This is a genomic window from Enterobacter sp. MGH119, assembly GCF_001037675.1.
Classification (GTDB): Bacteria; Pseudomonadota; Gammaproteobacteria; order Enterobacterales; family Enterobacteriaceae; genus Enterobacter; species Enterobacter hormaechei_C.
On the sequence record NZ_KQ089934.1, the window covers coordinates 80,270 to 105,504 of the forward strand.

Genomic DNA, 25,235 nt, shown 5'->3' on the forward strand with positions numbered 1-25,235 from the left:
CGTTCGCCTTGTAAAACGATTTTGATGCGTTCATTATAATGGAAATACGTTCGATATGGCTAAAATGGTATGAAGAAACACCTCTCCTGTCTGAAAGGCGACACGATAAAAGCGATCGTCCTGGTCTGCCTCGCGGTGGGCGTAGTCGGCATGTCTTATGGCTCACTGGCGATGGCCTACGGTTTCCCGCTGTGGGTGCCGTTTGTCCTCTCCCTCACGGTGCTGGCAGGCGCATCCGAGTTTATGTTTATTGGCATCGTGGCAAGCGGCGGCAATCCGCTGGCAGCGGCCGCGGCCGGTTTACTGGTAAACGCGCGCCATGTGCCGTTCGGCGTAACGGTGCGTGACCTGGTGGGCAAGCGCGGCCTGAGCTTTCTGGGCTGTCATATTATGAACGATGAAAGCGTGGTGTTCGGCCTTTCGCAAAAAACCGCCGAGCAGCGTAAAGCGGCCTACTGGCTGTGCGGCCTGGGCGTGGCAATTATCTGGCCGCTGGGGGCGGTACTGGGGGCGATGGTCGGCAAGCTGCTGCCAGACCCGGAAACCATCGGGCTGGACGCGGTGTTCCCGGCGATCCTGCTGGCGTTAGTGGTGCCGGCATTTAAAAACCGTACCACGCTGATCCGCGCCTGTAGCGGCGCAGTGTTGTCGCTGGCCGCCGTACCGTTTGCGCCGGTGGGTCTGCCGGTACTGCTCTCTTTGCTCGGCCTTGCCGCGAGGAAAAAATAATGGAAAACATGACGGTCTTTATTCTCGGCATCGCCATTCTTTCTGCCGGAACCTATCTGATGCGTCTTGGCGGAGCGAAGCTTGGCAACCGGCTGGCGCTTTCAGAACGGTCGCAGGCGCTGCTTTCAGACGCGGCTACCGTTTTGCTGTTCTCCGTCGCGTTGGCGACAACGTTTTATGAAGGGGACCATTTTGCCGGGATGGCACGTGTGCTGGGCGTGGGGTTCGCGGTGTTTCTGGCCTGGCGCAAAATGCCGTTAATTGTGGTGATCGTCGCGGCGGCGGTGGTGACCGCACTGCTGCGTCTGGCAGGCATAAACTAAAAAGCGCCCCAGGGGCGCTCTTTCGACGGTATAGCGGAATTATTTGTTCAGTTCAGCGGTCATGTGTACGCGGTTACCGGTGAATGCCTGGGTAATTTTGTAGGATGACGCGCCCGCTTCCTGAGCCTGTGCAGCGATTTTAGCTTCTGCACCATCCAGGGTAGAGGCGGATGCGGTCACTGTCTGCGCAGCGAAAGAACCAAAAGAGGTAGCCAGAGCGATTACTGCGACAAAAGTTTTGATGCTTTTCATGAGATAAACCCTTTCGTTAAGTTGTTTAGATAAGGCGCTGTGCCTTGATGAGATAAATATTAGACCTCATCATGAACAACTAAAAGCGGAAGGATTTGCTATACTCATTCAAAATTACTGATCAACTATCAATCGCTGCGGATGGGTGTAAATAGTTGCTCTACCCGGCTTGCAGAACCCCACCAGCGTCAGGTTGCAGCGCTCCGCCACTTCCACCGCCAGCGTGGTTGCCGCTGACACCGCAAACAGAATTTCCACGCCGCACATGGCGGACTTTTGCACCATCTCATAGCTGGCGCGGCTGGAGACTAACGCCGCGCCCTGCTGCCAGACGTTGCTTTCCCGAGCGCGGCGACCTAAAAGCTTATCCAGCGCGACGTGGCGGCCCACATCTTCATGACCGCCGGCAATGTTGCCTGACGGCAATATCCATGCCGCCGCGTGGGTACAGCCGCTGAGCTGACCGATGGGTTGCACGTCGTTCAGGTGCTCAAGCGCCCGATCAAGGTGCGCCAGATTGAACGTCTGGGTGAACGGCAGCGGGATAATGGGTTTGCCGATATCGTTAAGCTGTTCAACGCCGCACACGCCGCAGCCGGTACGTCCGGCCAGCGCCCGGCGGCGCTCTTTCAGCCCCATAAAGCGGCGGCTGGAGAGTTCGATTTGCACTTCAAGACCATTACAGGCATGAACCACATCCATGCCGTAGATCTCCTGCGGATGCGCAATGATGCCTTCCGAGAGGGAAAAACCTATGGCGAACAGCTCCAGATCTTTCGGCGAGGCCATCATCACCACATGCGAAATACCGTTGTAAACCAGGGCAACGGGGACCTCTTCCGCCAGAAAATCCGGCGTGGCATGTGAAATGTGAGGCGGTCTGTGTACCGACAGTTCCACAATACCCGCAGGCAGTGGCGACGCGTGGGCAACACGGTTTTGTTTAGACACAACGGTATTCCTGAACAACCACGGAAGTGAGCCTGCTATTGCAACACAAACGGCAGGCCTTACGCATAGTATGGATCAACTTTTCAGCAACCATTCTCCTACTCAATACGGAGGGGTGCAACCGATCACCTGCTACACCTCTTTAACATGCACAGGGTAAAATGTGATTGATATCACATTTTATAATCAATGCCGTGATAATACATTCACTTTGTTTTAACCCCGTTGGAACAGGCGTACCGACATTGTGGTATTCTGGGCTTATCCCTCGGAGAAATGAGGGATTAACGCAAATTTTTCTCCTTTGCGGTTAATTCTCAACCGCAGAGTAAAACTACATAGCAATGTCGTAATGAACCAAGGAGTGACCCATGCAGGTCAGCAGAAGGCAGTTCTTTAAGATCTGCGCTGGCGGTATGGCAGGCACCACGGCGGCGGCACTGGGCTTTGCGCCCGGTGTAGCGCTGGCGGAAACACGGCAGTATAAACTGCTGCGCACCCGCGAAACCCGTAACACCTGTACGTACTGCTCCGTCGGCTGTGGGCTGTTAATGTATAGCCTCGGCGACGGTGCGAAAAACGCCAAAGCATCTATTTTCCACATCGAAGGCGATCCGGATCACCCGGTAAACCGTGGTGCACTCTGTCCGAAAGGGGCCGGTCTGGTAGATTTTATCCACTCCGAAAGCCGCCTGAAGTTTCCTGAGTATCGCGCTCCCGGCTCTGACAAATGGCAGCAAATCAGCTGGGAAGAAGCGTTCGATCGCATCGCTAAGCTGATGAAAGAAGACCGCGATGCCAACTTTATCGCGAAGAATGCCGAAGGCACCACCGTTAACCGTTGGCTCTCCACCGGCATGCTGTGTGCTTCAGCGTCCAGTAACGAAACCGGCTATTTAACCCAGAAATTTACGCGCGCACTCGGTATGCTCGCGGTCGACAACCAGGCGCGTGTCTGACACGGACCAACGGTAGCAAGTCTTGCTCCAACATTTGGTCGCGGTGCGATGACCAACCACTGGGTCGACATCAAGAACGCCAACCTTATTGTGGTGATGGGCGGTAACGCCGCTGAAGCGCACCCTGTCGGGTTCCGCTGGGCGATGGAAGCCAAAATCCACAACGGCGCGAAGCTGATTGTGATCGATCCCCGCTTTACGCGTACAGCGTCAGTGGCGGATTTCTACACCCCTATTCGTTCAGGTACTGACATCACTTTCCTGTCAGGCGTACTGCTGTACCTGATGACCAACGAAAAATATAACCGCGAGTACACCGAAGCCTATACCAACGCCAGCCTGATCGTGCGTGAGGATTACAGCTTCGAAGATGGCCTGTTCAGCGGTTACGACGCCGAAAAACGCAAGTACGACAAAACCAGCTGGAACTACGAGCTGGACGAAAACGGCTTTGCGAAGCGCGACACCACCCTGCAACACTCGCGCTGCGTGTGGAACCTGCTGAAAGAGCACGTTTCCCGCTACACGCCGGAGGTTGTCGAAAACATCTGTGGGACGCCGAAAGCGGATTTCCTGAAGGTGTGCGAGTTGATTGCGGAAACCAGCGCGAAAGATAAAACCGCGTCGTTCCTGTATGCGCTCGGCTGGACGCAGCACTCCATCGGCGCGCAGAACATCCGCACCATGGCGATGGTTCAGCTGCTCCTCGGCAACATGGGGATGGCAGGCGGCGGCGTGAACGCCCTGCGCGGTCACTCCAACATTCAGGGTCTGACCGACCTCGGCCTGCTGTCTCAGAGCCTGACGGGTTACATGAACCTGCCGAGCGAGAAACAGACTGACCTGCAAACCTACCTGACGGCCAGCACGCCAAAACCGCTGCTCGAAGGCCAGGTGAACTACTGGGGCAACTATCCGAAGTTCTTCGTCTCGCTGATGAAAGCCTTCTACGGCGACAAGGCGACGGCGGAAAACAGCTGGGGCTTTGACTGGCTGCCGAAGTGGGACAAAGGTTACGACGTACTTCAGTACTTCGAAATGATGCACCAGGGCCAGGTCAACGGCTATATCTGCCAGGGCTTTAACCCGGTGGCATCGTTCCCGAACAAGAACAAGGTTGTCGAGTCTCTGTCGAAGCTGAAGTTCCTGGTGACGATTGACCCGCTCAATACCGAAACGTCTACGTTCTGGCAGAACCACGGTGAGTCGAACGACGTCGATCCGTCGAAGATTCAGACCGAAGTGTTCCGTCTGCCGTCCACCTGCTTCGCGGAAGAGAACGGGTCTATCGTCAACTCCGGCCGCTGGTTGCAGTGGCACTGGAAAGGCGCAGACGCCCCGGGCATCGCCCTGAACGACGGCGAGATCCTGGCCGGCATCTTCTTACGCCTGCGTAAGATGTACGCCTCTGAGGGCGGCGCAACGCCTGAGCCGGTACTGAACATGACCTGGAACTACTCGACGCCGGAAAACCCAGCGCCGGAAGAAGTGGCCATGGAGAGCAACGGTAAGGCGCTGGCGGACGTTATCGACCCGGCGACCGGTGCGGTGCTGGCGAAGAAAGGCGATCAGCTCAGCACCTTCGCGCACCTGCGCGATGACGGTACGACCTCCAGCGGCTGCTGGATCTTTGCCGGGAGCTGGACGCCGAAAGGCAACCAGATGGCCAACCGCGATAACGCCGACCCGTCGGGCCTCGGTAATACGCTGGGCTGGGCATGGGCGTGGCCGCTTAACCGCCGCATCCTCTATAACCGTGCCTCCGCTGATCCGCAGGGCAACCCGTGGGATCCGAAGCGTCAGCTTCTGAAGTGGGACGGCGCGAAATGGGGCGGCGTGGATATTCCGGACTACAGCACTGCCGCACCAGGCAGCGATGTCGGGCCGTTTATCATGCAGCCTGAAGGGATGGGCCGTCTGTTTGCTATCGATAAGATGGCGGAAGGGCCATTCCCGGAACACTACGAGCCGTTTGAGACGCCGCTGGGTACTAACCCGCTGCACCCGAACGTGGTCTCTAACCCGGCAGCCCGTATCTTCAAGGGCGATTTTGAAGCGCTGGGTAAAAAGGACAAGTTCCCGTATGTCGGCACCACTTACCGTCTGACCGAACACTTCCACTACTGGACCAAGCACGCGCTGCTGAATGCCATCGCGCAGCCGGAACAGTTTGTGGAGATCGGCGAGAAGCTGGCGAACAAACTCGGCATTGCCCATGGCGATACCGTGAAGGTCTCCTCTAACCGCGGCTACATCAAAGCCAAGGCGGTGGTGACCAAGCGTATTCGCACGCTGAACGTTCACGGTCAGCAGGTGGATACCATCGGCATCCCGATTCACTGGGGTTATGAGGGCGTGGCGAAGAAAGGGTTCATTGCGAACACCCTGACGCCGTTCGTCGGTGATGCGAACACGCAGACGCCGGAGTTTAAGGCCTTCCTCGTGAACGTGGAAAAGGTGTAACGGAGACGACTTATGGCTTATCAATCTCAAGACATTATCCGTCGTTCCGCGACTAACGGTTTCACGCCCGCGCCTCAGGCGCGGGACCACCAGCAGGAAGTGGCGAAGCTTATCGACGTGACCACCTGTATCGGCTGTAAAGCCTGTCAGGTGGCCTGCTCTGAGTGGAACGACATCCGTGACGAAGTGGGTCACAACGTCGGGGTGTACGACAACCCGGCGGACCTGACCGCCAAGTCCTGGACGGTAATGCGTTTCTCGGAAGTGGAGCAGAACGACAAGCTGGAATGGCTTATTCGCAAAGACGGCTGTATGCACTGTGCGGATCCGGGCTGCCTGAAGGCGTGTCCGTCAGAAGGGGCTATCATTCAGTATGCCAACGGCATCGTCGACTTCCAGTCCGAGCAGTGCATTGGCTGCGGCTACTGCATCGCGGGCTGTCCGTTCGACGTGCCGCGCATGAACCCGGAAGACAACCGCGTCTACAAATGTACGCTGTGCGTTGACCGCGTAAATGTCGGCCTGGAGCCAGCGTGCGTGAAGACCTGTCCAACCGGCGCTATCCACTTTGGCTCTAAAGAGGATATGAAAACGCTGGCGGCAGAGCGCGTGGGCGAGCTGAAAACTCGTGGTTACGATAACGCGGGCCTGTACGATCCGGCCGGGGTTGGCGGTACGCACGTCATGTACGTGCTGCACCACGCCGACAAGCCGAACCTGTATCACGGCCTGCCGGAGAACCCGGAAATCAGCGCCACCGTGAAGTTCTGGAAAGGCATCTGGAAACCGCTGGCAGCGGTCGGTTTTGCTGCCACCTTCGCAGCGAGCATCTTCCACTACGTCGGTGTTGGTCCGAACCGCGCGGAAGAGGAAGACGATAACCTGCATGAAGAGAAAGACGAGGTGCGCAAATGAGAAAACGTGACACCATCGTGCGCTACACCGCGCCGGAACGTATCAACCACTGGGTCACCGCCTTCTGCTTCATGCTGGCGGCGATAAGCGGGCTGGGGTTCTTCTTCCCGTCCTTCAACTGGCTGATGCAGATCATGGGGACACCACAGCTGGCGCGTATACTGCACCCGTTTGTGGGCGTCATCATGTTCGCGTCGTTCATCATCATGTTTTTCCGTTACTGGCACCATAACCTAATCAATCGGGATGATATCTTTTGGGCGAAGAATATTCGTAAGATCGTCGTCAACGAGGAAGTGGGTGATACCGGGCGTTATAACTTCGGCCAGAAATGCGTATTCTGGGCGGCGATTATCTTCCTGGTCCTGTTGCTGGTGAGCGGCGTGATCATCTGGCGTCCGTACTTTGCGCCTGCTTTCTCAATCCCGGTGATCCGATTTGCGCTAATGCTGCATTCATTTGCCGCAGTGGCGTTAATTGTGGTTATCATGGTGCATATTTACGCCGCCCTCTGGGTGAAAGGCACCATTACCGCGATGGTGGAAGGCTGGGTCACCAAAACGTGGGCGAAGAAACATCACCCGCGCTGGTACCGTGAAGTCCGCCAGAAACAGGAAAAGTCATCTGAATGAGTATTCGCATAATCCCGCAAGATGAGCTGGGGTCGAGCGAGAAACGTACGGCGGAGTATATTCCGCCGTTGTTATTCCCCAGACTCAAGAACCTCTACAACCGCCGCGCAGAGCGTCTGCGCGAGCTGGCAGAGAACAACCCGCTGGGCGATTTTCTGCGTTTTGCCGCGCTGGTCGCCCATGCGCAGGAAGTGGTGCTGTACGACCATCCGCTGCAAATGGACCTGACCGCACGCATCAAAGAAGCCAACGAACAGGGCAAGCCGCCGCTGGACATTCACGTCCTGCCGCGCGACAAGCACTGGCATAAGCTGCTGCATTCGCTGATTGCCGAGCTGAAGCCCGAGATGAGCGGCACGGCGCTGGCGGTCATTGAGAACCTGGAAAAAGCCTCAGAGCAAGAGCTGGAAGAGATGGCGAGCGCGCTGTTTGCTTCCGACTTCTCGCTGGTGAGCAGCGATAAAGCGCCGTTCATCTGGGCTGCGCTGTCGCTCTACTGGGCGCAAATGGCGAGCCTGATCCCAGGCAAAGCCCGCGCCGAATACGGCGAAGCGCGCCAGTTCTGTCCGGTGTGTGGTTCAATGCCGGTCTCCAGCATGGTACAGATTGGTACGACACAGGGGCTGCGCTACCTGCACTGCAACCTGTGTGAAACCGAGTGGCACGTGGTGCGCGTGAAGTGCAGCAACTGCGAGCAGACCCGCGATCTGAACTACTGGTCGCTGGAAAACGAAGACGCAGCGGTGAAAGCCGAAAGCTGCGGCGACTGCGGGACTTACCTGAAGATTCTGTATCAGGAAAAAGACCCGAAAGTCGAAGCGGTGGCCGACGATCTCGCCTCGCTGATTCTGGACGCCAAAATGGAGCAGGAGGGCTTTGCCCGCAGCTCTATCAACCCGTTCCTGTTCCCGGGTGAAGGGGAGTAATCTCCTGTGACAGTGCCGGGCGGCGCGAGCTTGCCCGGCCTACACCTCGACAGCAATACCTGCCGTCTTATATGCCAGATGCTCTTCAGCCCGTAGTCCAGGATCCGTCTAAAGACGCGTTATCGCTTTAGCATCGCTTCCACGGCAAATCTCAGGCAACATCCGCACTTTATGTCTGTGACGAAAGCAGATAATAAAAAAGCTCTCGCCTTTGCGAGCAGCTTTCAAGACTTTTCCCCTCAATAATATTCTTGTTTTCTTTTGAATCAAACCAGGCTATAAAGCTGTACATTCATACAGTTAAAAGGTGTTTTCATGGCACTGGAAAAGGGTATTGAACGGCTGGTTCAAGGATTTATCGCTGCAGGTCGCCCCTCATCGCGTCGCCAGACAATTGAGGTACGACGAGCAGGCTATATTGCCAGCACGGAGCTTGCCGGGAAGACCGAAACGCGCGTTCAGCTGGAGACGCTTGTTCTTGAGGGTCTTACCATTCGGGTATTTTCACCTCTCAATGCGCCTGAAATATTGCCTGCTGCCATCTACTACCACGGCGGATGTTTTATCAGCGGCGGCTTTGATACCCATGACAACCAGCTCCGTCAGTTAGCCTACTACGGCAATTGCCGGGTGATTGCGATTCAGTACAGACTGGCGCCGGAGCATACCTTCCCCGCCGCACATGACGATGCTGAAAGAGGTGCGAATCTGGTCTGGCAGTATGCAGACGAATTAGGCGTGGATAAGAACCGACTCACCCTCTGTGGAGACAGCGCAGGAGGGCATTTGGCGCTGGTAACGGCGCTGCGGCTTAAGGTTAAAGGGCTGTGGCAACCTGCGCAGCTTATTCTTATCTATCCCATGCTCGACGCCACGGCCAGTTTTGAAAGCTATACCCTCAACGGCATGGATTACGTGATTACTCGCGATACCCTTTTGAGCGGCTATGAAATGTATCTGGCTGGAGCCGACCGTCAGCATCCTGAAGTCAGTCCACTGTGGCGCAACGACTTTAGCGGTCTGCCGAAGGTCCATATTGTTACCGCTGAGTATGATCCGTTACGTGACGAAGGCGAGGCGCTTTATCAGCGCCTCACGGCGCAAGGCGTGAAGTGTACCGCTCAACAATGGCGGGGTGTAATTCACGGCTTCTTCCAGTTGGGTGGAATTAGCCAGTCAGCGCGAGACATTATGCGAGATATTGCCTGGCGCATTAACCATGCCGGGCGAGAGTGAGAAGGAGACTACTCCTCCTCGTTCCCACCCTCTTCATACGCGCCATACGGCTTCGCAGGCAGAACGATATAGGTGCCTTCAAACACCGCGCCTGGCGTTTCATCGCCGAACAGCTCAACCTGCATCTGTACGCGTGCTTTACGTCCACGCGCCAGACGGTCGAGATCGCCGCCCAGTGCGCCCAGGTCAGCTACCGCGCTCGGCTTGCCGCTGATCGGCGCGCTGTAGCGGATATGGGCATCGGCCAGAATAATGGTGCCGCCGAGATGACGTTCGCGCAGCATCAGCCAGATCAGTCCCCATCCGGTGAGCGTGGCGAGTGAAAACAGGCTGCCGGCAAACAGGGTATGGTGCGGGTTCTGGTTGCCGGTTTCCGGCATGGTGGTGATAAATTTTTGTCCGGTATACTGCTGAATACGCACGCCCATTTTTTCACTGAGCGGTATGTGCTGATACCACGCCTGCTGGAGCTGCCCGCACCAGTCGGCGCGATGGAGAATATCGTCCAGCGTGGCGATGGGTTTGATCATCAAAAAGTGACGAATCGGCGTAGTTTGCGGGGCGGTGATTTCCCCCTGATTCACGAAACCAAGCTTGGCAAAGAACTCAACGGCATCTTCGCGGGCGCTACAGGTGACGCGCTTGACCCCTTCCTGACGGGCAACGGATTCCAGCGTCATTGCCATCAGCGTTCCAAGGCCTTTGTCCTGCACGGAGGGATGAACGGCCATAAAGCGGATTGAAGCTTCGTTGTCGGCATTGATGTACAGACGTCCCACGGCAACGAGGTTGCCCTCTTCATCAACCACCATCTGGTGGTGCGCCATCGCGTCCCAGGCGTCGCGTTCAGAGCCTTTCGGTTGATGCAGTGGTTTGCGCAGCATTTCCCAGCGGAAATGGTAATAAGCGTCTAATTCTTCTTCCGTTTGCGGTACTCGAAGGTGATACATAGCTGTACTCTCTCTTGTTACCCGCGGCCATACCGCCAGTTGGCTCATACCTGGAGCCAGAATGTGACGGGGCCATCGTTCACCAGCGAAACCTGCATATCCGCAGCGAATCGTCCGGTTTGTGTATTCATGTCCTGTTGGCGACAGCGCTCAACAAAGTACTCGTATAGAGCTTCTGCGCGATCCGGTGCCGCGCCCTTCGAAAAACTCGGCCGCATGCCGCGTTCGGTATCCGCAGCCAACGTAAACTGGGAAACCACCAGCACGCTGCCGCCCGCCTGCTGAACGTTCAGGTTCATCTTGCCTTCCGCATCGCTGAAAATGCGGTAGCCCAGCACGCGCTCACATAAGCGGTTAGCTTTTTGTTCGTCGTCATCTTTTTCGACACCCAGGAGCACCAAAAGTCCTGGGCCAATTTCACCCGTCACCTCATCCGCCACGGTGACGCTGGCACGGGTTACGCGCTGAATCAATGCAATCATGGTTGGTCTGCTTCTTGTTGTTTTTCAGCTTCTGCTGCTTTTTTGAGTTCGCGGTAGACTCCGAGAGTGACAGTTATTTCGGCGCCAAGCAAGACGATACACCACGTCCAGTAGACCCAGACAAACAAAATGGGGATCACCGCCAGCACACCGTAAATCAGCTGATAAGAGGGGAACATGGTGATATAAAGCGCGAATCCTTTCTTGCCCAGCTCAAAGAGCAACGCCGCGACCAGCGCACCCACCACGGCATCCCGGTTGGGTACGCGCGTGGTTGGTACCACGCTGTAGAGCAGCCAGAACGAAAGCCACGATAAAATCAGCGGGAAGATACGCAGCACGTTATCGATCACGCTGTTTAAGTCGGTCGCCCAGCGCAGCGAAAGAAGGTAGGAGCTGATCGCCAGGCTTGCCCCCGCCAGCAATGGGCCAAGGGTTAAAATCATCCAGTAGACGGCAAAGGAGTAAACCTTCGGGCGGACTTTTTTGCTCCGCCAGATGGTGTTGAGCGCACTGTCGATGGAGTACATCAGCAGCAGCGCGGTAACAATAAGCCCACACGCCCCCACCGCCGTCATCTTGCTGGAGTTTGCGACAAACTGCTCAATGTAGTTCTGGATCACATCGCCGGTGGCAGGAATAAAGTTTGCGAAAACAAAATGGCGAAGCTGCATGCTCACATCGGCAAACATTGGAAATGCCGAAAAAAGCGCAAAAATCACCGCCACCAGCGGCACCAGCGAGAGCAACGACACGTAAGCGAGATTGCCCGCCAGCGTGGTCATGTTGTCCTCATCAATGCGATGCCAGAGGAGTTTCAGCCACGCCCTCAGCGGGCGCGTGTGGTGATTGGCTTTTTGATGAACGGTTTTTAGCATAACTGCTTCGCAAAGTAGTTCGGTATCGTCTCTTTTCCGGTCACCAGAATGGAGGTGATACCTAACTGATTAGCCCCTTCTATATTATCGGCGTTGTCGTCAAAAAAGACCGCATCCGCTGCCGTGAATCCTTCTTCCTGCAATACTGCCTGATAGATGCGCGCCTCAGGTTTACGCATCCCCATCTCCTGGGAGAGATACACTTTATCTGCCGCCGCGTGAATTTCCGGGTATTCATCCGGCCAGAAGGTGGTATGCAGGCGGTTAGTATTAGACAGCACGACAACACGATGCCCCTGCTCGCGCAGCTTGTGCATGATGTCGATCACTTCCGGGCGGATCGCGACAAATATGGCCTGCCAGCCGTGGGAAAACTGCTCGTAGCTTAACGAAAGACCCATTTCCTGGCAGAAACGCTCTGCGAACGCTTCGTCGCTGATCTCACCGCGCTCGTGCAGATGGAAAGTCTCACCCATCGCGAAATTCTGCTTTAACGTCGCCAGCGGAACACGGCTAAAATCGCTCCATGCGCCCAACACCCGGTTAAAATCGATATCGACGATTACATTTCCTAAGTCAAAGATATAAAGCATGTTTATCTCCTTTCGCCGTGGAGAAGTAACTGTAGCGGGAAAGAGAAACTTTAGCTATGCGCCAGATTCAGCTTAGAGAAAGGAAAGGCCCGAATCGCAATATCGGGCCATAGGATGATCAGCCAGCCTGCTGCTCTTCTCCGGAATTGACTTCGACAACCTCAACCTTGCTGGATTTGAGGTGATTTTGCAGCGCCGGGCCGGGCAGCTCATCGGTGAACAGCGCCGTCGCCTGCGCCACGTTGCCAATTTCAACCGCCGCGGAGGCGTGGTATTTCGTATGATCGGCCGCCAGTAAAATGTGACGGGAGTGAGCGATCATGGTTTTCACCACGCTGGCTTCGTTAACGTCAAATTCCATCATCGCGCCGTCGTGCTCTATCGCCCCGACGCTGGTGACCAGGTAATCTGCGCGAAATCCTGACACGAACGCCGTTGCCGCAGGACCGATAATGCCGCCGTTATGCGGGCGCAGCGTACCGCCAGGCACCATCACCTCAAAGCGCGGATTCTTATAAAGAATGTGCGCCACCCGCAGGCTGTTAGTGATGATGCGCAGATGATTATGGTTAAGCAGCGCCCGGGCAACGTGCTCCACGGTCGTCCCGATGGTGATAAAAATGGTCGAACCGTCGGGAATATAGTCCGCAATCGCTTCGGCAATCGCCCGTTTCTCTTCGGTAAGCGAGACTTCACGCTGTTCGAACGCCGTGTTGACCACGCTGGATGCCCTGCCCGCGCCGCCGTGATGACGGGTGATCAGCCCCTGCTCGCTGAGCTTACGGATATCCCGGCGCACGGTTTGCGTCGACACATCCAGCAGCTGCGCCAGTTCATCAATGTTCATATAGCCGCGATCGGCAATCAGCGTCAGCAGCTGATCGTGACGCGGGTTGCCGGTCAGTTCGGTAAGGCTCATGGGCTGTCCTCTGAAAACCATCACGCCCCGCATTTTATACAAAAAGTGACAAAAAAGAGCGGGTTTGATCACAGTCGGGTATACCCGCGCGCCCGCCGGGCTTTGTGCATTTCAGCGCTGCGACGGCGCTGGCAAAACGCACGGCGTCTGAAGTGGACGATTGTTGCCCCAGACTGACCGCCAGCGCACCGTGGAACACGTCGCCCGCCCCCGTGGTATCCACCACGTTCACCTCAAAGCCGGGCTGATGACACAGTGCGCCGTTTTCCAGCCAGAAGCAGCCGTCTCGCCCCTGCGTAACATACACATGTCCATTTGTGAGCGTTTGTGCTTTCTTCAGCGCGTTTTCGGTTTCATCCCGCTGCGTTAAACGCCGCAATCCCGGCGCGGAGAAGGCCGCGTGGTCGCTTAAGGCAATCAGATCCGCGATGTCCTGCGGGGTGACATCCGCATCAAGCAACGTCGGTACGCCCTGCTGGCGGGCCAGGGTAAATGCCTGTTTTGCCCCGTCATGCCAGCGCACGTCGGCTAAGACAATGTCCCACTGCGAGAAGTCGATTTCATGCAGCCAGTCTGCCGCCGCAGGGAGATCGGGGCTGGGGTAGTTGGCAATCACTCTTTCCCCACCTGCGTCCACCAGCACCGCCGATTGCGACGATCGGGCTCCCTTAACTATGCGCGTATAGCGGGTGTTCACCCCCAGGGATTCCAGCTCCGCAAGCAGTCGTCTGCCGGTATCGTCGTCCCCCACCCGGCCAATAAAATCCACTTCCGCGCCCAGTTTCGCGGCTGCCACTGCCGCCGTTGCCGCCGGGCCGCCGCCCACTTCCGTATAGTCTTTTGCGACATATTTCCCACCTTCTTTCGGTAAATCATCGAGATACCAGATGCGATCCAGCACGGTAATGCCGACACAAACGATGCGAGTCATGGTGATTCCTTCTGCGATTTCTGATGCCTTCATTTTAATTTCACCAAATGTTTAAAAAGTGACCCGTGTCAATTTTTTGACTATAAATTACAAATACGATCAAAAACAGACACCACAAACGCGCAAAAATTGACACGATGTGACAGGAGAGAGGCATGTCAGCAATCGCATTTATCGGCTTAGGACAGATGGGCGCGCCCATGGCGAAGAATCTGTTGAAACAGGGCCACCAGCTTAACGTTTTTGATGTGAACCCGCAGGCGGTTCAGGCGCTGGTAGAGAGCGGCGCTCGGGCGGCGGCTACGCCCGCACAGGCAGCAACGGACGCGGAATTCGTCATTACCATGCTGCCAAACGGCGACCTGGTGCGCAGCGTGCTGTTCGGCGAGCACGGCGTGTGCGAAGGGTTATCCCGCGACGCGCTGGTGATTGATATGTCCACCATCCACCCGCTGCAAACCGACGCGCTGATACGCGACATGGCTGAGCAAGGCTTCAGCCTGATGGACGTGCCCGTCGGACGCACCTCTGACCATGCCATCGCCGGTACGCTGCTCCTGCTGGCGGGCGGTACGGCGCAGCAGGTTGAGCGCGCCACCCCGGTATTAATGGCGATGGGCAATGAACTGATTAACGCCGGCGGGCCAGGCATGGGCATCCGCGTGAAGCTTATCAATAACTACATGAGCATCGCCCTGAACGCCCTTTCCGCCGAGGCCGCCGTACTGTGCGAAGCGCTTGGCCTCTCCTTTGACGTGGCGCTCAAGGTCATGAGCGGCACACCTGCGGGTAAAGGCCACTTCACGACATCCTGGCCGAACAAGGTGCTGAAAGGGGATCTTTCTCCCGCCTTCATGATCGACCTTGCGCATAAAGACCTGGGGATCGCCCTCGACGTGGCCAACCAGCTCCACGTTCCGATGCCGCTGGGCGCGGCCTCCCGCGAAGTTTACAACCAGGCTCGCGCCGCCGGGCGCGGGCGCGAGGACTGGACGGCCATTCTTGAACAGGTTCGCGCATCTGCCGGGCTGAAAAAATCACACTGATACGAAAGGACTGAGGAATGACGATGTACACCCTGAAAGATATCACCCGACCTTCCGGCGGTTTTGCGATGCTGGCCGTGGATCAGCGCGAAGCGATGCGCCTAATGTTTGCGGCGGCAGGCGCGCCGGTACCGGTAACCGACCAGCACCTGACGGATTTTAAAGTCAACGCGGCAAAAATTCTGTCGCCGTACGCCTCTGCGATCCTTGTCGACCAGCAGTTCTGCTATCGCCAGATTGTCGAGCAGCAGGCCGTGGCCAAAAGCTGCGCGATGATTGTGGCCGCCGACGAATTTATCCCGGGGAACGGTATTCCGGTCGACAGCGTGGCGATCGACAAGAACGTCGACGCGCAGGCGGTCAAGCGCGATGGCGGCAAAGCACTGAAGCTGCTGGTGCTGTGGCGCAGCGATGAAGATCCGCAGCAGCGCCTGGAGATGGTGAAAGCGTTCAATACGCTGTGCCACGATAACGGTCTGCTGAGCATTATCGAGCCGGTGGTGCGTCCACCGCGTCGCGGTGCCGCGTTTAACCGCGAACAGGCGATTATCGACGCGGCCAAAGAGCTGGGCGACAGCGGTGCCGACCTCTACAAAGTGGAGATGCCACTGTTTGGCAAGGGCACGCAGCAAGAGCTGCTGGCGGCCTCGCAAAAGCTTAACGAGAACATCGCCATGCCGTGGGTGATCCTCTCGTCCGGCGTTGACGATAAGTTATTCCCGCGCGCGGTGAGCGTGGCGATGCAGGCGGGGGCATCGGGCTTTTTAGCCGGTCGCGCCGTCTGGTCCTCTGTGATTGGCCTGCCGGACACCGAGCTGATGCTGCGTGATATTTCCGTACCAAAACTTCAGCGTCTGGGTGAGATCGTCGACGAAATGATGGCTCGCCGTTAAGAAAGGATCCGAACATGAAATGGTTTAACACCCTGAGCCATAACCGCTGGCTCGAACAAGAGACCGACCGCATTCTCGATTTCGGTAAAAACGCCGCCGTACCGACCGGCTTTGGCTGGCTGGGCAATAACGGGCAGGTGCGTAGCGATATGGGCACACATCTGTGGATCACCGCCCGCATGCTGCATGTATACGCGGTGGCGGCGAACATGGGGCGCCCCGGCGCGTACGCCCTGGTTGAGCACGGCATTAATGCCCTGAACGGTCCGCTGCGCGACAAGCAGCACGGCGGCTGGTACGCCTGCGTTAACGATGAAGGCGTCATTGATGCGTCCAAGCAGGGCTATCAGCACTTCTTCGTCCTGCTGGGCGCGGCGAGCGCCGTGACCACGGGTCACCCGCAGGCACGCAAGTTGCTGGACGACGCCATCGAGGTGATTGAGCGCTACTTCTGGAGCGAACAGGAGCAGATGTGCCTGGAGTCCTGGGACGAAGCCTTCAGCAAAACGGAAGACTATCGCGGCGGTAACGCCAACATGCACGCCGTGGAAGCTTTCCTCATCGTTTATGACGTGACCCACGACCGCAAATGGCTCGACCGCGCCCTGCGCATCGCCTCGGTGATTATTCACGACGTGGCGCGCAAAGGGGAGTACCGCGTTAACGAGCATTTTGACACCAACTGGAACCCGATCCGCGACTATAACATCGATAACCCCGCCCACCGCTTCCGCGCCTATGGCGGCACGCCGGGGCACTGGATCGAGTGGGGCCGCCTGATGCTGCACCTGCGCGCCGCCCTGGAAGCGCGCTTTGAAACCCCGCCGGAGTGGCTGCTGGAAGATGCGAAAGGACTGTTCCACGCCACCATCCGCGACGCCTGGGCACCCGACGGGGCGGACGGCTTTGTCTACTCCGTGGGCTGGGACGGCAAGCCAATCGTGCGCGAACGCGTGCGCTGGCCAATCGTCGAGGCGATGGGCACGGCCTATGCCCTCTATACCGTGACCGGCGAGGCGCAGTACGAAGCCTGGTATCAGAAATGGTGGGATTACTGCATCAAGTATCTGATGGATTACGAAAACGGATCCTGGTGGCAGGAGCTGGACACCAATAACGAAGTGACCACCAAAGTCTGGGACGGCAAGCAGGATATTTACCATCTGCTGCACTGCCTGGTGATCCCCCGCCTGCCGCTGGCGCCGGGCTTAGCGCCTGCCGTCGCCGCCGGATTACTGGATAGCCTGGCCAAATAATTAAGACGGAGTTTTTATGCGTACCCTACACAATATTGACCTGAAAAATAACGAAAGTGGCTTCACCCTGCGCTGGCAGGACCGTCTGATTTTATCCCACACCGCGGATGCCCCTTGCCTGTGGATTGGCGCAGGTGAGGCGGATATCGAGATGTTTCGCGGCAACTTCAGCATTAAAGACAAGCTCAACGAAAAGATTGCCCTGACGAACGCGACCGTTACGCAGCAAAGCGCGGGCTGGGCGATCCGCTTTACCCGCGGCGACGCGGTGAGCGCGACGCTGCTGGTGGGCGTGGATGGTGAAGGCCGTCTGGAGCTGAAGCTGAAAAATGATGCTCCCGGCCATAACCGCATCTGGTTGCGGCTGGCAGCTCAGCCTGACGATCATATTTACGGCTGCGGCGAGCAGTTCTCGTATTTCGATTTGCGCGGCAAGCCGTTCCCGCTGTGGACCAGCGAGCAGGGCGTGGGCCGCAATAAGCAGACCTACGTCACCTGGCAGGCCGACTGCAAAGAGAACGCGGGCGGTGACTACTACTGGACCTTCTTCCCGCAGCCCACCTTCGTGAGCACCCAGAAGTACTACTGCCACGTGGATAACAGCTGCTACATGAACTTTGACTTCAGCGCCCCTGACTTCCACGAGCTGGCGTTCTGGGAAGATAACGCCACGCTGCGCTTCGAATGTGCGGAAACGTACGTCGATCTGCTGGAAAAACTGACCGGCCTGCTGGGACGCCAGCCGGAGCTGCCGGACTGGGTGTACGACGGCGTGACGCTGGGCATCCAGGGCGGCACCGAGGTGTGCCAGCAGAAGCTCGACACCATGCGTAACGGCGGCGTAAAGGTGAACGGCATCTGGGCGCAGGACTGGTCCGGCATCCGCATGACCTCCTTTGGCAAACGCGTAATGTGGAACTGGAAGTGGAACAGCGCGCTCTATCCGCAGCTTGATGCGCGTATTGCGCAGTGGAAAGAGGAAGGCGTGCAGTTCCTCTCCTATATCAACCCGTACGTCGCCAGCGATAAAGATCTCTGCGAAGAGGCCGCGAAACGCGGCTATCTGACCAAAAACGCCGACGGCAAGGACTACCACGTCGAGTTCGGCGAGTTCTACGCGGGCGTTATCGACCTGACCAACCCGGCAGCCTACGACTGGTACAAAGAGGTCATTAAAAAGAACCTGATCGAACTGGGCTGCGGCGGCTGGATGGCCGATTTCGGGGAATATCTGCCGACCGATACCTTCCTGCACAACGGCGTGAGCGCGGAGATCATGCATAACGCCTGGCCTGCCCTGTGGGCGAAATGTAACTTCGAAGCGCTGGAGGAGACCGGCAAGCTCGGGGAGATCCTGTTCTTCATGCGCGCAGGCTACACCGGTAGCCAGAAGCACTCGGTGATGATGTGGGCGGGGGATCAGAACGTCGACTGGAGCCTGGACGACGGTCTGGCTTCCGTCGTACCGGCGGCGCTGTCGCTGGCGATGACCGGGCACGGCCTGCACCACAGCGACATTGGCGGCTATACGACGCTCTTCGAGATGAAGCGCAGCAAAGAGCTGCTGCTGCGCTGGTGTGATTTCAGCGCCTTTACGCCGATGATGCGTACCCACGAGGGCAACCGCCCTGGCGATAACTGGCAGTTCGACGGCGACGCGGAAACCATTGCGCACTTCGCGCGCATGACCACCGTCTTCACCACCCTGAAGCCGTATATCAAAGCTGCGGTTGCGCAGAACGCGAAAAGCGGCCTGCCGGTGATGCGTCCGCTTTTCCTGCACTACGAGGACGACGCGCGCGCCTACACGCTGAAATACCAGTATCTGTTTGGCCGCGATCTGCTGGTGGCGCCGGTCCATGAAGAGGGACGCCGCGACTGGTCGCTCTATCTGCCGCAGGACACCTGGGTCAATGCGTGGACCGGAGAAACCTGCCAGGGCGGTGACATCACCGTTGATGCCCCGCTCGGCAAACCGCCGGTCTTCTATCGCCAGCAAAGCGAATGGGCCGATCTGTTTAGCACCTTACGTCATATCTGATAAGGCTCGCCCGCGGGGAAACCTGCGGGCAGACGGAGAACAATAATGAGTCAACATACTTCTGATCCGGCAACCCTGCGCCTGCCGTTTAAAGAAAAACTCGCCTACGGGATGGGCGATCTCGGCTCTAACATCCTGCTTGATATCGGCACGCTGTATCTGCTGAAGTTCTACACCGACGTGCTGGGGCTGCCGGGCACCTACGGCGGGATTATCTTCCTGATTGCGAAGTTTTTTACCGCCTTCACCGATATGGGCACCGGGATCATGCTCGATTCCCGGCGCAAGATCGGCCCGAAAGGGAAATTCCGCCCGTTTGTGCTGTATGCAGCCTTCCCGGTAACGTTGCTGGCGATTGCCAACTTCGTCGGAACACCGTTTGAAATCACCGGTAAAACGGTGATGGCGACGGTGCTGTTCATGCTGTACGGCCTGTTCTTCAGCATGATGAATTGCTCCTACGGCGCGATGGTGCCCGCCATTACCAAAAACCCGGACGAGCGTGCTTCGCTGGCCGCCTGGCGCCAGGGCGGCGCCACGCTGGGTCTGCTGCTCTGTACGGTGGGCTTTGTCCCGGTGATGAACCTGATTGAGGGCAACGACCAGCTTGGCTACATCTTTGCCGCCACCCTCTTCTCGCTGTTCGGGCTGTTCTTTATGTGGTGGTGCTATAAGGGCGTTACCGAGCGTTACGTCGAGACGCAGCCTGCTAACCCGGCGCAGAAACCGGGGCTGTTGCAGTCGTTTCGCGCCATCGCCGGGAACCGTCCGCTGTTTATCCTGTGCATCGCTAACCTGTGCACGCTGGGCGCCTTTAACGTCAAACTCGCCATTCAGGTCTACTACACGCAGTACGTGCTGAACGACCCGATCCTGCTGTCGTATATGGGCTTCTTCAGCATGGGCTGTATTTTTATCGGCGTCTTTATGATGCCCGGCGCGGTGCGGCGCTTCGGCAAGAAAAAGGTCTACATCAGCGGGCTGATGATTTGGGTGGCGGGCGATCTGCTTAACTACTTCTTCGGCGGCGGCTCGGTGAGCTTTGTGGCGTTCTCCTGCCTGGCGTTCTTCGGTTCCGCGTTCGTGAACAGCCTGAACTGGGCGCTGGTGTCCGATACCGTGGAATACGGCGAGTGGCGCACCGGCGTGCGCTCCGAGGGAACGGTCTACACCGGCTTTACCTTCTTCAGGAAGGTCTCGCAGGCGCTGGCGGGCTTCTTCCCGGGGATCATGCTCACCCAGATCGGCTATGTGCCGAACGTGGTGCAGTCCGCCGGGACGGTTGAAGGGCTGCGGCAGCTGATATTTATCTACCCGAGCCTGCTGGCGGTCATCACCATCGTGGCGATGGGCTGCTTCTACAACCTCAACGAGAAAATGTATGTGCGCATAGTGGAAGAGATCGAACTGCGCAAACGTACGGCATAAATGACGTGATTGAGCGCCCTGCGGGGCGCTTTGAGGATCGACCATGACACATAATACTGATCCGTTAACCCTGAAATTGAGCCTGCGAGAGAAGTGCGCCTACGGGATGGGTGATTTTGGCTCGAACCTGATGCTGTGTATTGGCACGCTGTATCTGCTTAAGTTTTACACGGACGAGCTGGGCATGCCCGCGTTCTACGGCGGCATCATTTTTCTGGTCGCCAAGTTCTTTACCGCGTTCACCGACATGCTGACCGGGGTGCTGCTGGATTCCCGGCGTAACATTGGCCCGAGGGGGAAGTTCAGGCCATTCATACTTTACGCCTCCGTTCCGGTGGCGCTGGTCGCGACGGCGCAGTTTATGGCCAACGACTTTAGCCTGACGGTGAAAACGGCCCTCGCCACCGTGCTCTTCATGATGTTTGGCCTCTGCTACAGCCTGATGAACTGCGCCTACGGTGCAATGGTTCCGGCCATCACCAAAAACCCGAACGAGCGCGCGCAGCTTGCGGCGTGGCGTCAAGGCGGCGCAACGGTAGGACTGTTGCTCTGCACCGTCGGCTTTATGCCGATTCAGGCGCTGTTCATCAGCCAGCCCTCACTCGGCTATCTGGTGGCCGCGCTGGTGTTCGTCACCGGGGGGCTGTTCTGCATGTGGTGGTGCTACAGCGGGGTGAAAGAACGCTACGTCGAGCTTACGCCCGATCACCATAAGCCCGGCATTCTGAAATCATTCTGCGCGATTTTCCGCAATCCGCCGCTGCTGGTGCTGTGCATCGCCAACCTCTGTACCCTCGCCGCGTTTAACATCAAGCTGGCGATTCAGGTCTATTACACCCAGTACGTGCTGAACGATCTGCATCTCCTGTCGTGGATGGGCTTTTTCAGCATGGGCTGCATTCTGATTGGCGTGTTTCTGGTGCCCGGCGCGGTGAAGCGCTTTGGCAAGAAGCCGGTCTATCTGGGCGGGCTGACGCTGTGGGCGGTGGGCGACGTGCTGAATTTTTTCTGGGGGACCAGCTCCCTGCTGTTCGTGCTGTTTTCCTGCATGGCCTTCTTCGGCACGGCGTTTGTTAATAGCCTGAACTGGGCGCTGGTGCCGGATACCGTTGATTACGGCGAGTGGAAAACCGGCATTCGCGCCGAAGGGTCGGTGTATACCGGCTATACCTTCTCGCGCAAAATCTCCGCCGCGCTCGCCGGTTTCCTGCCCGGCATCATGCTGACCCAGATTGGCTACGTTCCTCACGCCGTGCAGAGCGCGGGCACGCTGCTTGGGTTGCGTCAGCTTATTTTCCTCTGGCCGTGCGGCCTGGCAATCGTCGCCGCCGTGACCATGGGGCTATTTTATAAACTCAACGAAGCGCGCTTCGCCTTTATTATCGAGGAGATTGGAAAACGGAAGAAACAGACAGCAAATACCCCTGAGATAACCACCAACAATAAAGCGTCAGCAGTCACTTTATAACAATAAATCCGGCCACTATGTCCTTCCTGTTTATCAGGAGGGAGGCCTTTCTGTACCTGATACATGGACAAATTATGAAAAGAATCATCACCGTACTGATCGTGTCGTCTGTGTCCTGCCCGGTATTTGCCGGGGCCTACGTCGAAACGCGCGAAGCCTACAACACCGCCTCAGAGCTGCACGAAGTGATCCTGCGTGCGGGCTATAACTTCGATATGGGCGCGGGGCTGATGTTCACCAACGCTTATAACGTGGGGAAATGGGACGAACTGAAACACAGCTATAACGAAATCGAGGGGTGGTATCCGCTCTTCAAACCGACCGACAAACTGACCTTCCAGCCCGGCGGCTTAATTAATGACAGCAGCGCAGGATCAGGTGGCGCGGTTTATTTAGATACCAATTACAAATTTACGGACTGGTTTAATCTGACGTTCCGCTATCGCTATAACCATAACAATTACGATACGCCGGACTATAACGGGCAGATGGATAAGAACGACACGCATGAATTCGCCAACTACTGGAATTTCAAAGTGACGGATGCGTTTTTCTACACCTTTGAGCCGCACTTTTTCCAGCGGGTGAATGATTACCACAGCAAAAATGGCAAAGATCATCACTGGGAAATTACTAACAAGTTCAGCTATAAAATCGACAGAAACTGGCTGCCGTATCTTGAGCTACAGTGGCTGGACCGATGGAATGATTACAACCGGGAGCAGTACCGGATCCGTTTAGGGTTACGGTATTCGTTCTAATAAAAAAGCCGCTGATCGCTCAGCGGCTTTTTCGTTGCCGGGTGGCGCATGCGCTTACCCGGCCTACGGCATAACCGAATTAGTCTTCTTTCGCACCGCGCATTGCACGTTTACGATCGTTCTCAGTCAGGTGACGTTTACGGATACGAATTGACTGAGGCGTCACTTCGACCAGTTCGTCATCATCGATGAATTCCAGCGCCTGCTCCAGGGTCATCTTGATCGGTGGAACCAGAACCGTTGCTTCGTCAGTACCGGACGCACGCATGTTGGTCAGTTTCTTACCGGTCAGACAGTTTACCGTCAGGTCGTTAGAACGGCTGTGAATACCGATGATCTGGCCTTCGTAAACTTCAGCACCGTGACCCAGGAACAGCTTACCGCGATCCTGCAAACCGAACAGCGCAAACGCAACCGCTTTACCCTGACCGTTGGAGATCAGCACGCCGTTGTTACGCTGGCCCACTTCGCCCGGACGAACGTCGTCGTAGTGGCTGAAGGTGGAGTACAGCAGACCGGTACCGGAAGTCATGGTCATGAACTCAGAACGGAAGCCGATCAGGCCACGGCTTGGGATCACGTAGTCGAGACGTACGCGGCCTTTGCCATCTGGATTCATGTTTTTCAGGTCGCCTTTACGCTCACCCAGTGCCTGCATCACAGAACCCTGGTGCTGCTCTTCAACGTCCAGCGTTACGTTTTCGAACGGCTCTTGTTTACGGCCATCGATTTCGCGGAAGATAACTTTCGGACGGGAAACCGCCATCTCGAAACCTTCACGACGCATGTTCTCAATCAGAACAGACAGGTGCAGCTCACCACGACCCGAAACGCGGAATGCATCAGCGTCTTCGGTTTCTTCAACGCGCAGCGCAACGTTGTGCACCAGCTCTTTGTTCAGGCGGTCAAGGATCTGACGAGAGGTAACGAACTTACCTTCTTTACCACAGAACGGAGAGGTGTTGACGTTGAAGAACATGGATACGGTTGGTTCATCAACGGACAGGGCTGGCAGCGCTTCGACGTTCTGCGGATCGCAGATGGTGTCGGAGATGTTCAGTTCACCCAGACCGGTGATAGCGATGATGTCGCCCGCTTCAGCGATGTCGCTCTCGATACGCTCAAGACCCAGGTGAGTCAGCACTTTACCGACTTTACCGTTACGGGTTTTGCCTTCGCTATCGATGATAGTGACCTGCTGATTAGGCTTCACTTTACCGCGCTTGATACGACCAATGCCGATTACGCCAACATAGTTGTTGTAGTCGAGCTGAGAGATCTGCATTTGCAGGGTGCCTTCCAGGTCAACGTTTGGCGCAGGAACGCGGTCAACAATCGTCTGGTACAGCGGAGTCATGTCTTCCGCCATGTCTTCGTGATCCAGACCGGCGATACCGTTCAGCGCAGACGCATAAACGATAGGGAAGTCCAGCTGTTCATCGGTCGCGTCGAGGTTAACGAACAGGTCGAAGACCTGGTCAACAACCCAGTCAGGACGCGCGCCAGGACGGTCAACCTTGTTGATCACAACGATAGGTTTCAGGCCGTGGGCAAATGCTTTTTTGGTCACGAAGCGCGTTTGCGGCATAGGGCCATCAAATGCGTCAACCACCAGCAGCACGGAATCCACCATGGACATCACGCGCTCAACTTCACCACCGAAGTCGGCGTGCCCTGGGGTATCAACGATGTTGATACGGTAGTCATTCCATTTGATAGCGGTGTTTTTGGCGAGGATGGTAATCCCACGCTCTTTCTCCAAATCGTTGGAGTCCATCACACGCTCTTGAGTTTCGGCACGAGCATCAAACGTACCGGACTGCTGTAGCAGCTTATCAACCAGGGTAGTTTTACCATGGTCGACGTGCGCGATGATGGCGATATTACGCAATTTTTCGATCACAACTTTGCCTCAGGCATTTAGAAATAGCGCGTTATTGTACACGGATTAATCGCACTACAAAACAGGATCACAAACATCCCCCGCAAACAAGTATTGCAGAGATGCTTTGTGATCGCTTTCACGGAGCGGTAAAAGGGCACTTTAACGTAAATTGCACCAATATGGTGCTCGATGTTCACACAGAAGCACTATAATGGTGCAACAAATCCAATGTGGTGCAGCCCTTCTGCACTATGGTGCGCATGATAACGCCTTTTTGGGGTGTTTTAAAAGTTGGCACAGATTTCGCTTTACAGAAAT

The 25,235-nt window shown here is 56.7% G+C and carries 23 protein-coding genes; 14 read left to right on the top strand and 9 right to left on the bottom strand.

The window, feature by feature from the left end; genetic code table 11:
* Window positions 1-69 precede the first annotated feature (69 nt).
* Both SK53_RS20530 and SK53_RS20535 read left to right on the top strand, forming a co-directional pair.
* Window positions 70-729, top strand: coding sequence for an AzlC family ABC transporter permease (locus SK53_RS20530; protein ID WP_022652076.1), 660 nt, complete (start codon window positions 70-72; stop codon window positions 727-729).
* Complete coding sequence (locus SK53_RS20535; RefSeq protein WP_003861969.1) at window positions 729-1,052, top strand: AzlD domain-containing protein; 324 nt, start codon at window positions 729-731, stop codon at window positions 1,050-1,052. The genes SK53_RS20530 and SK53_RS20535 overlap by 1 nt, the downstream gene beginning before the upstream one ends.
* A gap of 39 nt (window positions 1,053-1,091) precedes the next feature.
* Here the strand turns inward: SK53_RS20535 and SK53_RS20540 are convergent, their stop codons facing one another.
* The gene (locus SK53_RS20540) at window positions 1,092-1,304 is read right to left on the bottom strand and encodes a YdgH/BhsA/McbA family protein (protein WP_003861966.1); all 213 of its coding nucleotides are present in this window, start codon (window positions 1,302-1,304) and stop codon (window positions 1,092-1,094) included.
* A gap of 114 nt (window positions 1,305-1,418) precedes the next feature.
* Window positions 1,419-2,255, bottom strand: coding sequence for a formate dehydrogenase accessory sulfurtransferase FdhD (fdhD, locus tag SK53_RS20545; RefSeq protein ID WP_003861964.1), 837 nt, complete (start codon window positions 2,253-2,255; stop codon window positions 1,419-1,421).
* A gap of 371 nt (window positions 2,256-2,626) precedes the next feature.
* Between fdhD and fdnG the strand changes: the two genes are divergently transcribed.
* The 5 genes from fdnG to SK53_RS20575 all read left to right on the top strand — a co-directional run bounded on the left by fdnG (window position 2,627) and on the right by SK53_RS20575 (window position 9,386).
* A complete protein-coding gene (fdnG, locus tag SK53_RS20555) occupies window positions 2,627-5,677 on the top strand; it encodes a formate dehydrogenase-N subunit alpha (RefSeq protein ID WP_156174858.1) in 3,051 nt (1,016 codons plus the stop codon).
* Between the two features lie 12 nt (window positions 5,678-5,689).
* On the top strand, window positions 5,690-6,592 hold the full coding sequence (gene fdxH, locus SK53_RS20560) for a formate dehydrogenase subunit beta (protein WP_048209947.1): 903 nt from the start codon (window positions 5,690-5,692) through the stop codon (window positions 6,590-6,592).
* Window positions 6,589-7,224, top strand: coding sequence for a formate dehydrogenase cytochrome b556 subunit (fdoI, locus tag SK53_RS20565; protein WP_003861958.1), 636 nt, complete (start codon window positions 6,589-6,591; stop codon window positions 7,222-7,224). The genes fdxH and fdoI overlap by 4 nt, the downstream gene beginning before the upstream one ends.
* On the top strand, window positions 7,221-8,150 hold the full coding sequence (gene fdhE / locus SK53_RS20570) for a formate dehydrogenase accessory protein FdhE (RefSeq protein ID WP_023323896.1): 930 nt from the start codon (window positions 7,221-7,223) through the stop codon (window positions 8,148-8,150). The genes fdoI and fdhE overlap by 4 nt, the downstream gene beginning before the upstream one ends.
* 315 nt (window positions 8,151-8,465) lie before the next feature.
* The gene (locus SK53_RS20575) at window positions 8,466-9,386 is read left to right on the top strand and encodes an alpha/beta hydrolase (RefSeq protein WP_023323897.1); all 921 of its coding nucleotides are present in this window, start codon (window positions 8,466-8,468) and stop codon (window positions 9,384-9,386) included.
* Window positions 9,387-9,394: 8 nt separating this feature from the next.
* Here the strand turns inward: SK53_RS20575 and fabY are convergent, their stop codons facing one another.
* The 6 genes from fabY to SK53_RS20605 form a co-directional block, all read right to left on the bottom strand.
* The gene (gene fabY / locus SK53_RS20580) at window positions 9,395-10,336 is read right to left on the bottom strand and encodes a fatty acid biosynthesis protein FabY (RefSeq protein ID WP_015569910.1); all 942 of its coding nucleotides are present in this window, start codon (window positions 10,334-10,336) and stop codon (window positions 9,395-9,397) included.
* A 44-nt stretch (window positions 10,337-10,380) separates the two neighbouring features.
* A complete protein-coding gene (dtd, locus tag SK53_RS20585; RefSeq protein ID WP_015569909.1) occupies window positions 10,381-10,818 on the bottom strand; it encodes a D-aminoacyl-tRNA deacylase in 438 nt (145 codons plus the stop codon).
* Complete coding sequence (locus tag SK53_RS20590) at window positions 10,815-11,696, bottom strand: virulence factor BrkB family protein (protein WP_003861949.1); 882 nt, start codon at window positions 11,694-11,696, stop codon at window positions 10,815-10,817. Before SK53_RS20590 ends, dtd begins: the two co-directional genes overlap by 4 nt.
* The gene (gene yihX, locus SK53_RS20595) at window positions 11,690-12,289 is read right to left on the bottom strand and encodes a glucose-1-phosphatase (RefSeq protein WP_003861947.1); all 600 of its coding nucleotides are present in this window, start codon (window positions 12,287-12,289) and stop codon (window positions 11,690-11,692) included. Before yihX ends, SK53_RS20590 begins: the two co-directional genes overlap by 7 nt.
* Window positions 12,290-12,407: 118 nt before the next feature.
* A complete protein-coding gene (locus SK53_RS20600; RefSeq protein WP_003861944.1) occupies window positions 12,408-13,208 on the bottom strand; it encodes a DeoR/GlpR family DNA-binding transcription regulator in 801 nt (266 codons plus the stop codon).
* Between the two features lie 34 nt (window positions 13,209-13,242).
* A complete protein-coding gene (locus SK53_RS20605; RefSeq protein WP_003861942.1) occupies window positions 13,243-14,139 on the bottom strand; it encodes a sugar kinase in 897 nt (298 codons plus the stop codon).
* 155 nt (window positions 14,140-14,294) lie between these two features.
* Between SK53_RS20605 and yihU the strand changes: the two genes are divergently transcribed.
* The 7 genes from yihU to ompL all read left to right on the top strand — a co-directional run bounded on the left by yihU (window position 14,295) and on the right by ompL (window position 23,032).
* Window positions 14,295-15,185, top strand: coding sequence for a sulfolactaldehyde 3-reductase (yihU, locus tag SK53_RS20610; RefSeq protein WP_023323900.1), 891 nt, complete (start codon window positions 14,295-14,297; stop codon window positions 15,183-15,185).
* Between the two features lie 17 nt (window positions 15,186-15,202).
* Window positions 15,203-16,078 (top strand): sulfofructosephosphate aldolase, encoded by an 876-nt coding sequence (yihT, locus tag SK53_RS20615; RefSeq protein ID WP_003861939.1) that lies wholly within the window; start codon window positions 15,203-15,205, stop codon window positions 16,076-16,078.
* A gap of 14 nt (window positions 16,079-16,092) precedes the next feature.
* Window positions 16,093-17,334, top strand: coding sequence for a sulfoquinovose isomerase (gene yihS, locus SK53_RS20620; protein ID WP_022649846.1), 1,242 nt, complete (start codon window positions 16,093-16,095; stop codon window positions 17,332-17,334).
* 16 nt (window positions 17,335-17,350) lie between these two features.
* Window positions 17,351-19,375, top strand: a complete 2,025-nt coding sequence (locus tag SK53_RS20625) for an alpha-glucosidase (protein ID WP_048209948.1) — start codon at window positions 17,351-17,353, stop codon at window positions 19,373-19,375.
* A gap of 45 nt (window positions 19,376-19,420) precedes the next feature.
* Window positions 19,421-20,803: an MFS transporter gene (locus SK53_RS20630; protein WP_003861932.1), complete on the top strand. Its 1,383-nt coding sequence runs from the start codon at window positions 19,421-19,423 to the stop codon at window positions 20,801-20,803.
* A gap of 43 nt (window positions 20,804-20,846) precedes the next feature.
* Window positions 20,847-22,271 carry an MFS transporter gene (locus SK53_RS20635; protein WP_023315060.1) on the top strand — a complete coding sequence of 475 codons (1,425 nt, stop codon included), beginning with the start codon at window positions 20,847-20,849 and terminating at the stop codon, window positions 22,269-22,271.
* Window positions 22,272-22,345: 74 nt separating this feature from the next.
* Window positions 22,346-23,032 carry a porin OmpL gene (gene ompL, locus SK53_RS20640; RefSeq protein ID WP_003861929.1) on the top strand — a complete coding sequence of 229 codons (687 nt, stop codon included), beginning with the start codon at window positions 22,346-22,348 and terminating at the stop codon, window positions 23,030-23,032.
* Between the two features lie 79 nt (window positions 23,033-23,111).
* Here ompL and typA read toward each other — a convergent pair whose 3' ends face one another.
* The gene (gene typA / locus SK53_RS20645) at window positions 23,112-24,935 is read right to left on the bottom strand and encodes a ribosome-dependent GTPase TypA (protein WP_003861927.1); all 1,824 of its coding nucleotides are present in this window, start codon (window positions 24,933-24,935) and stop codon (window positions 23,112-23,114) included.
* Between the last annotated feature and the right edge of the window lie 300 nt (window positions 24,936-25,235).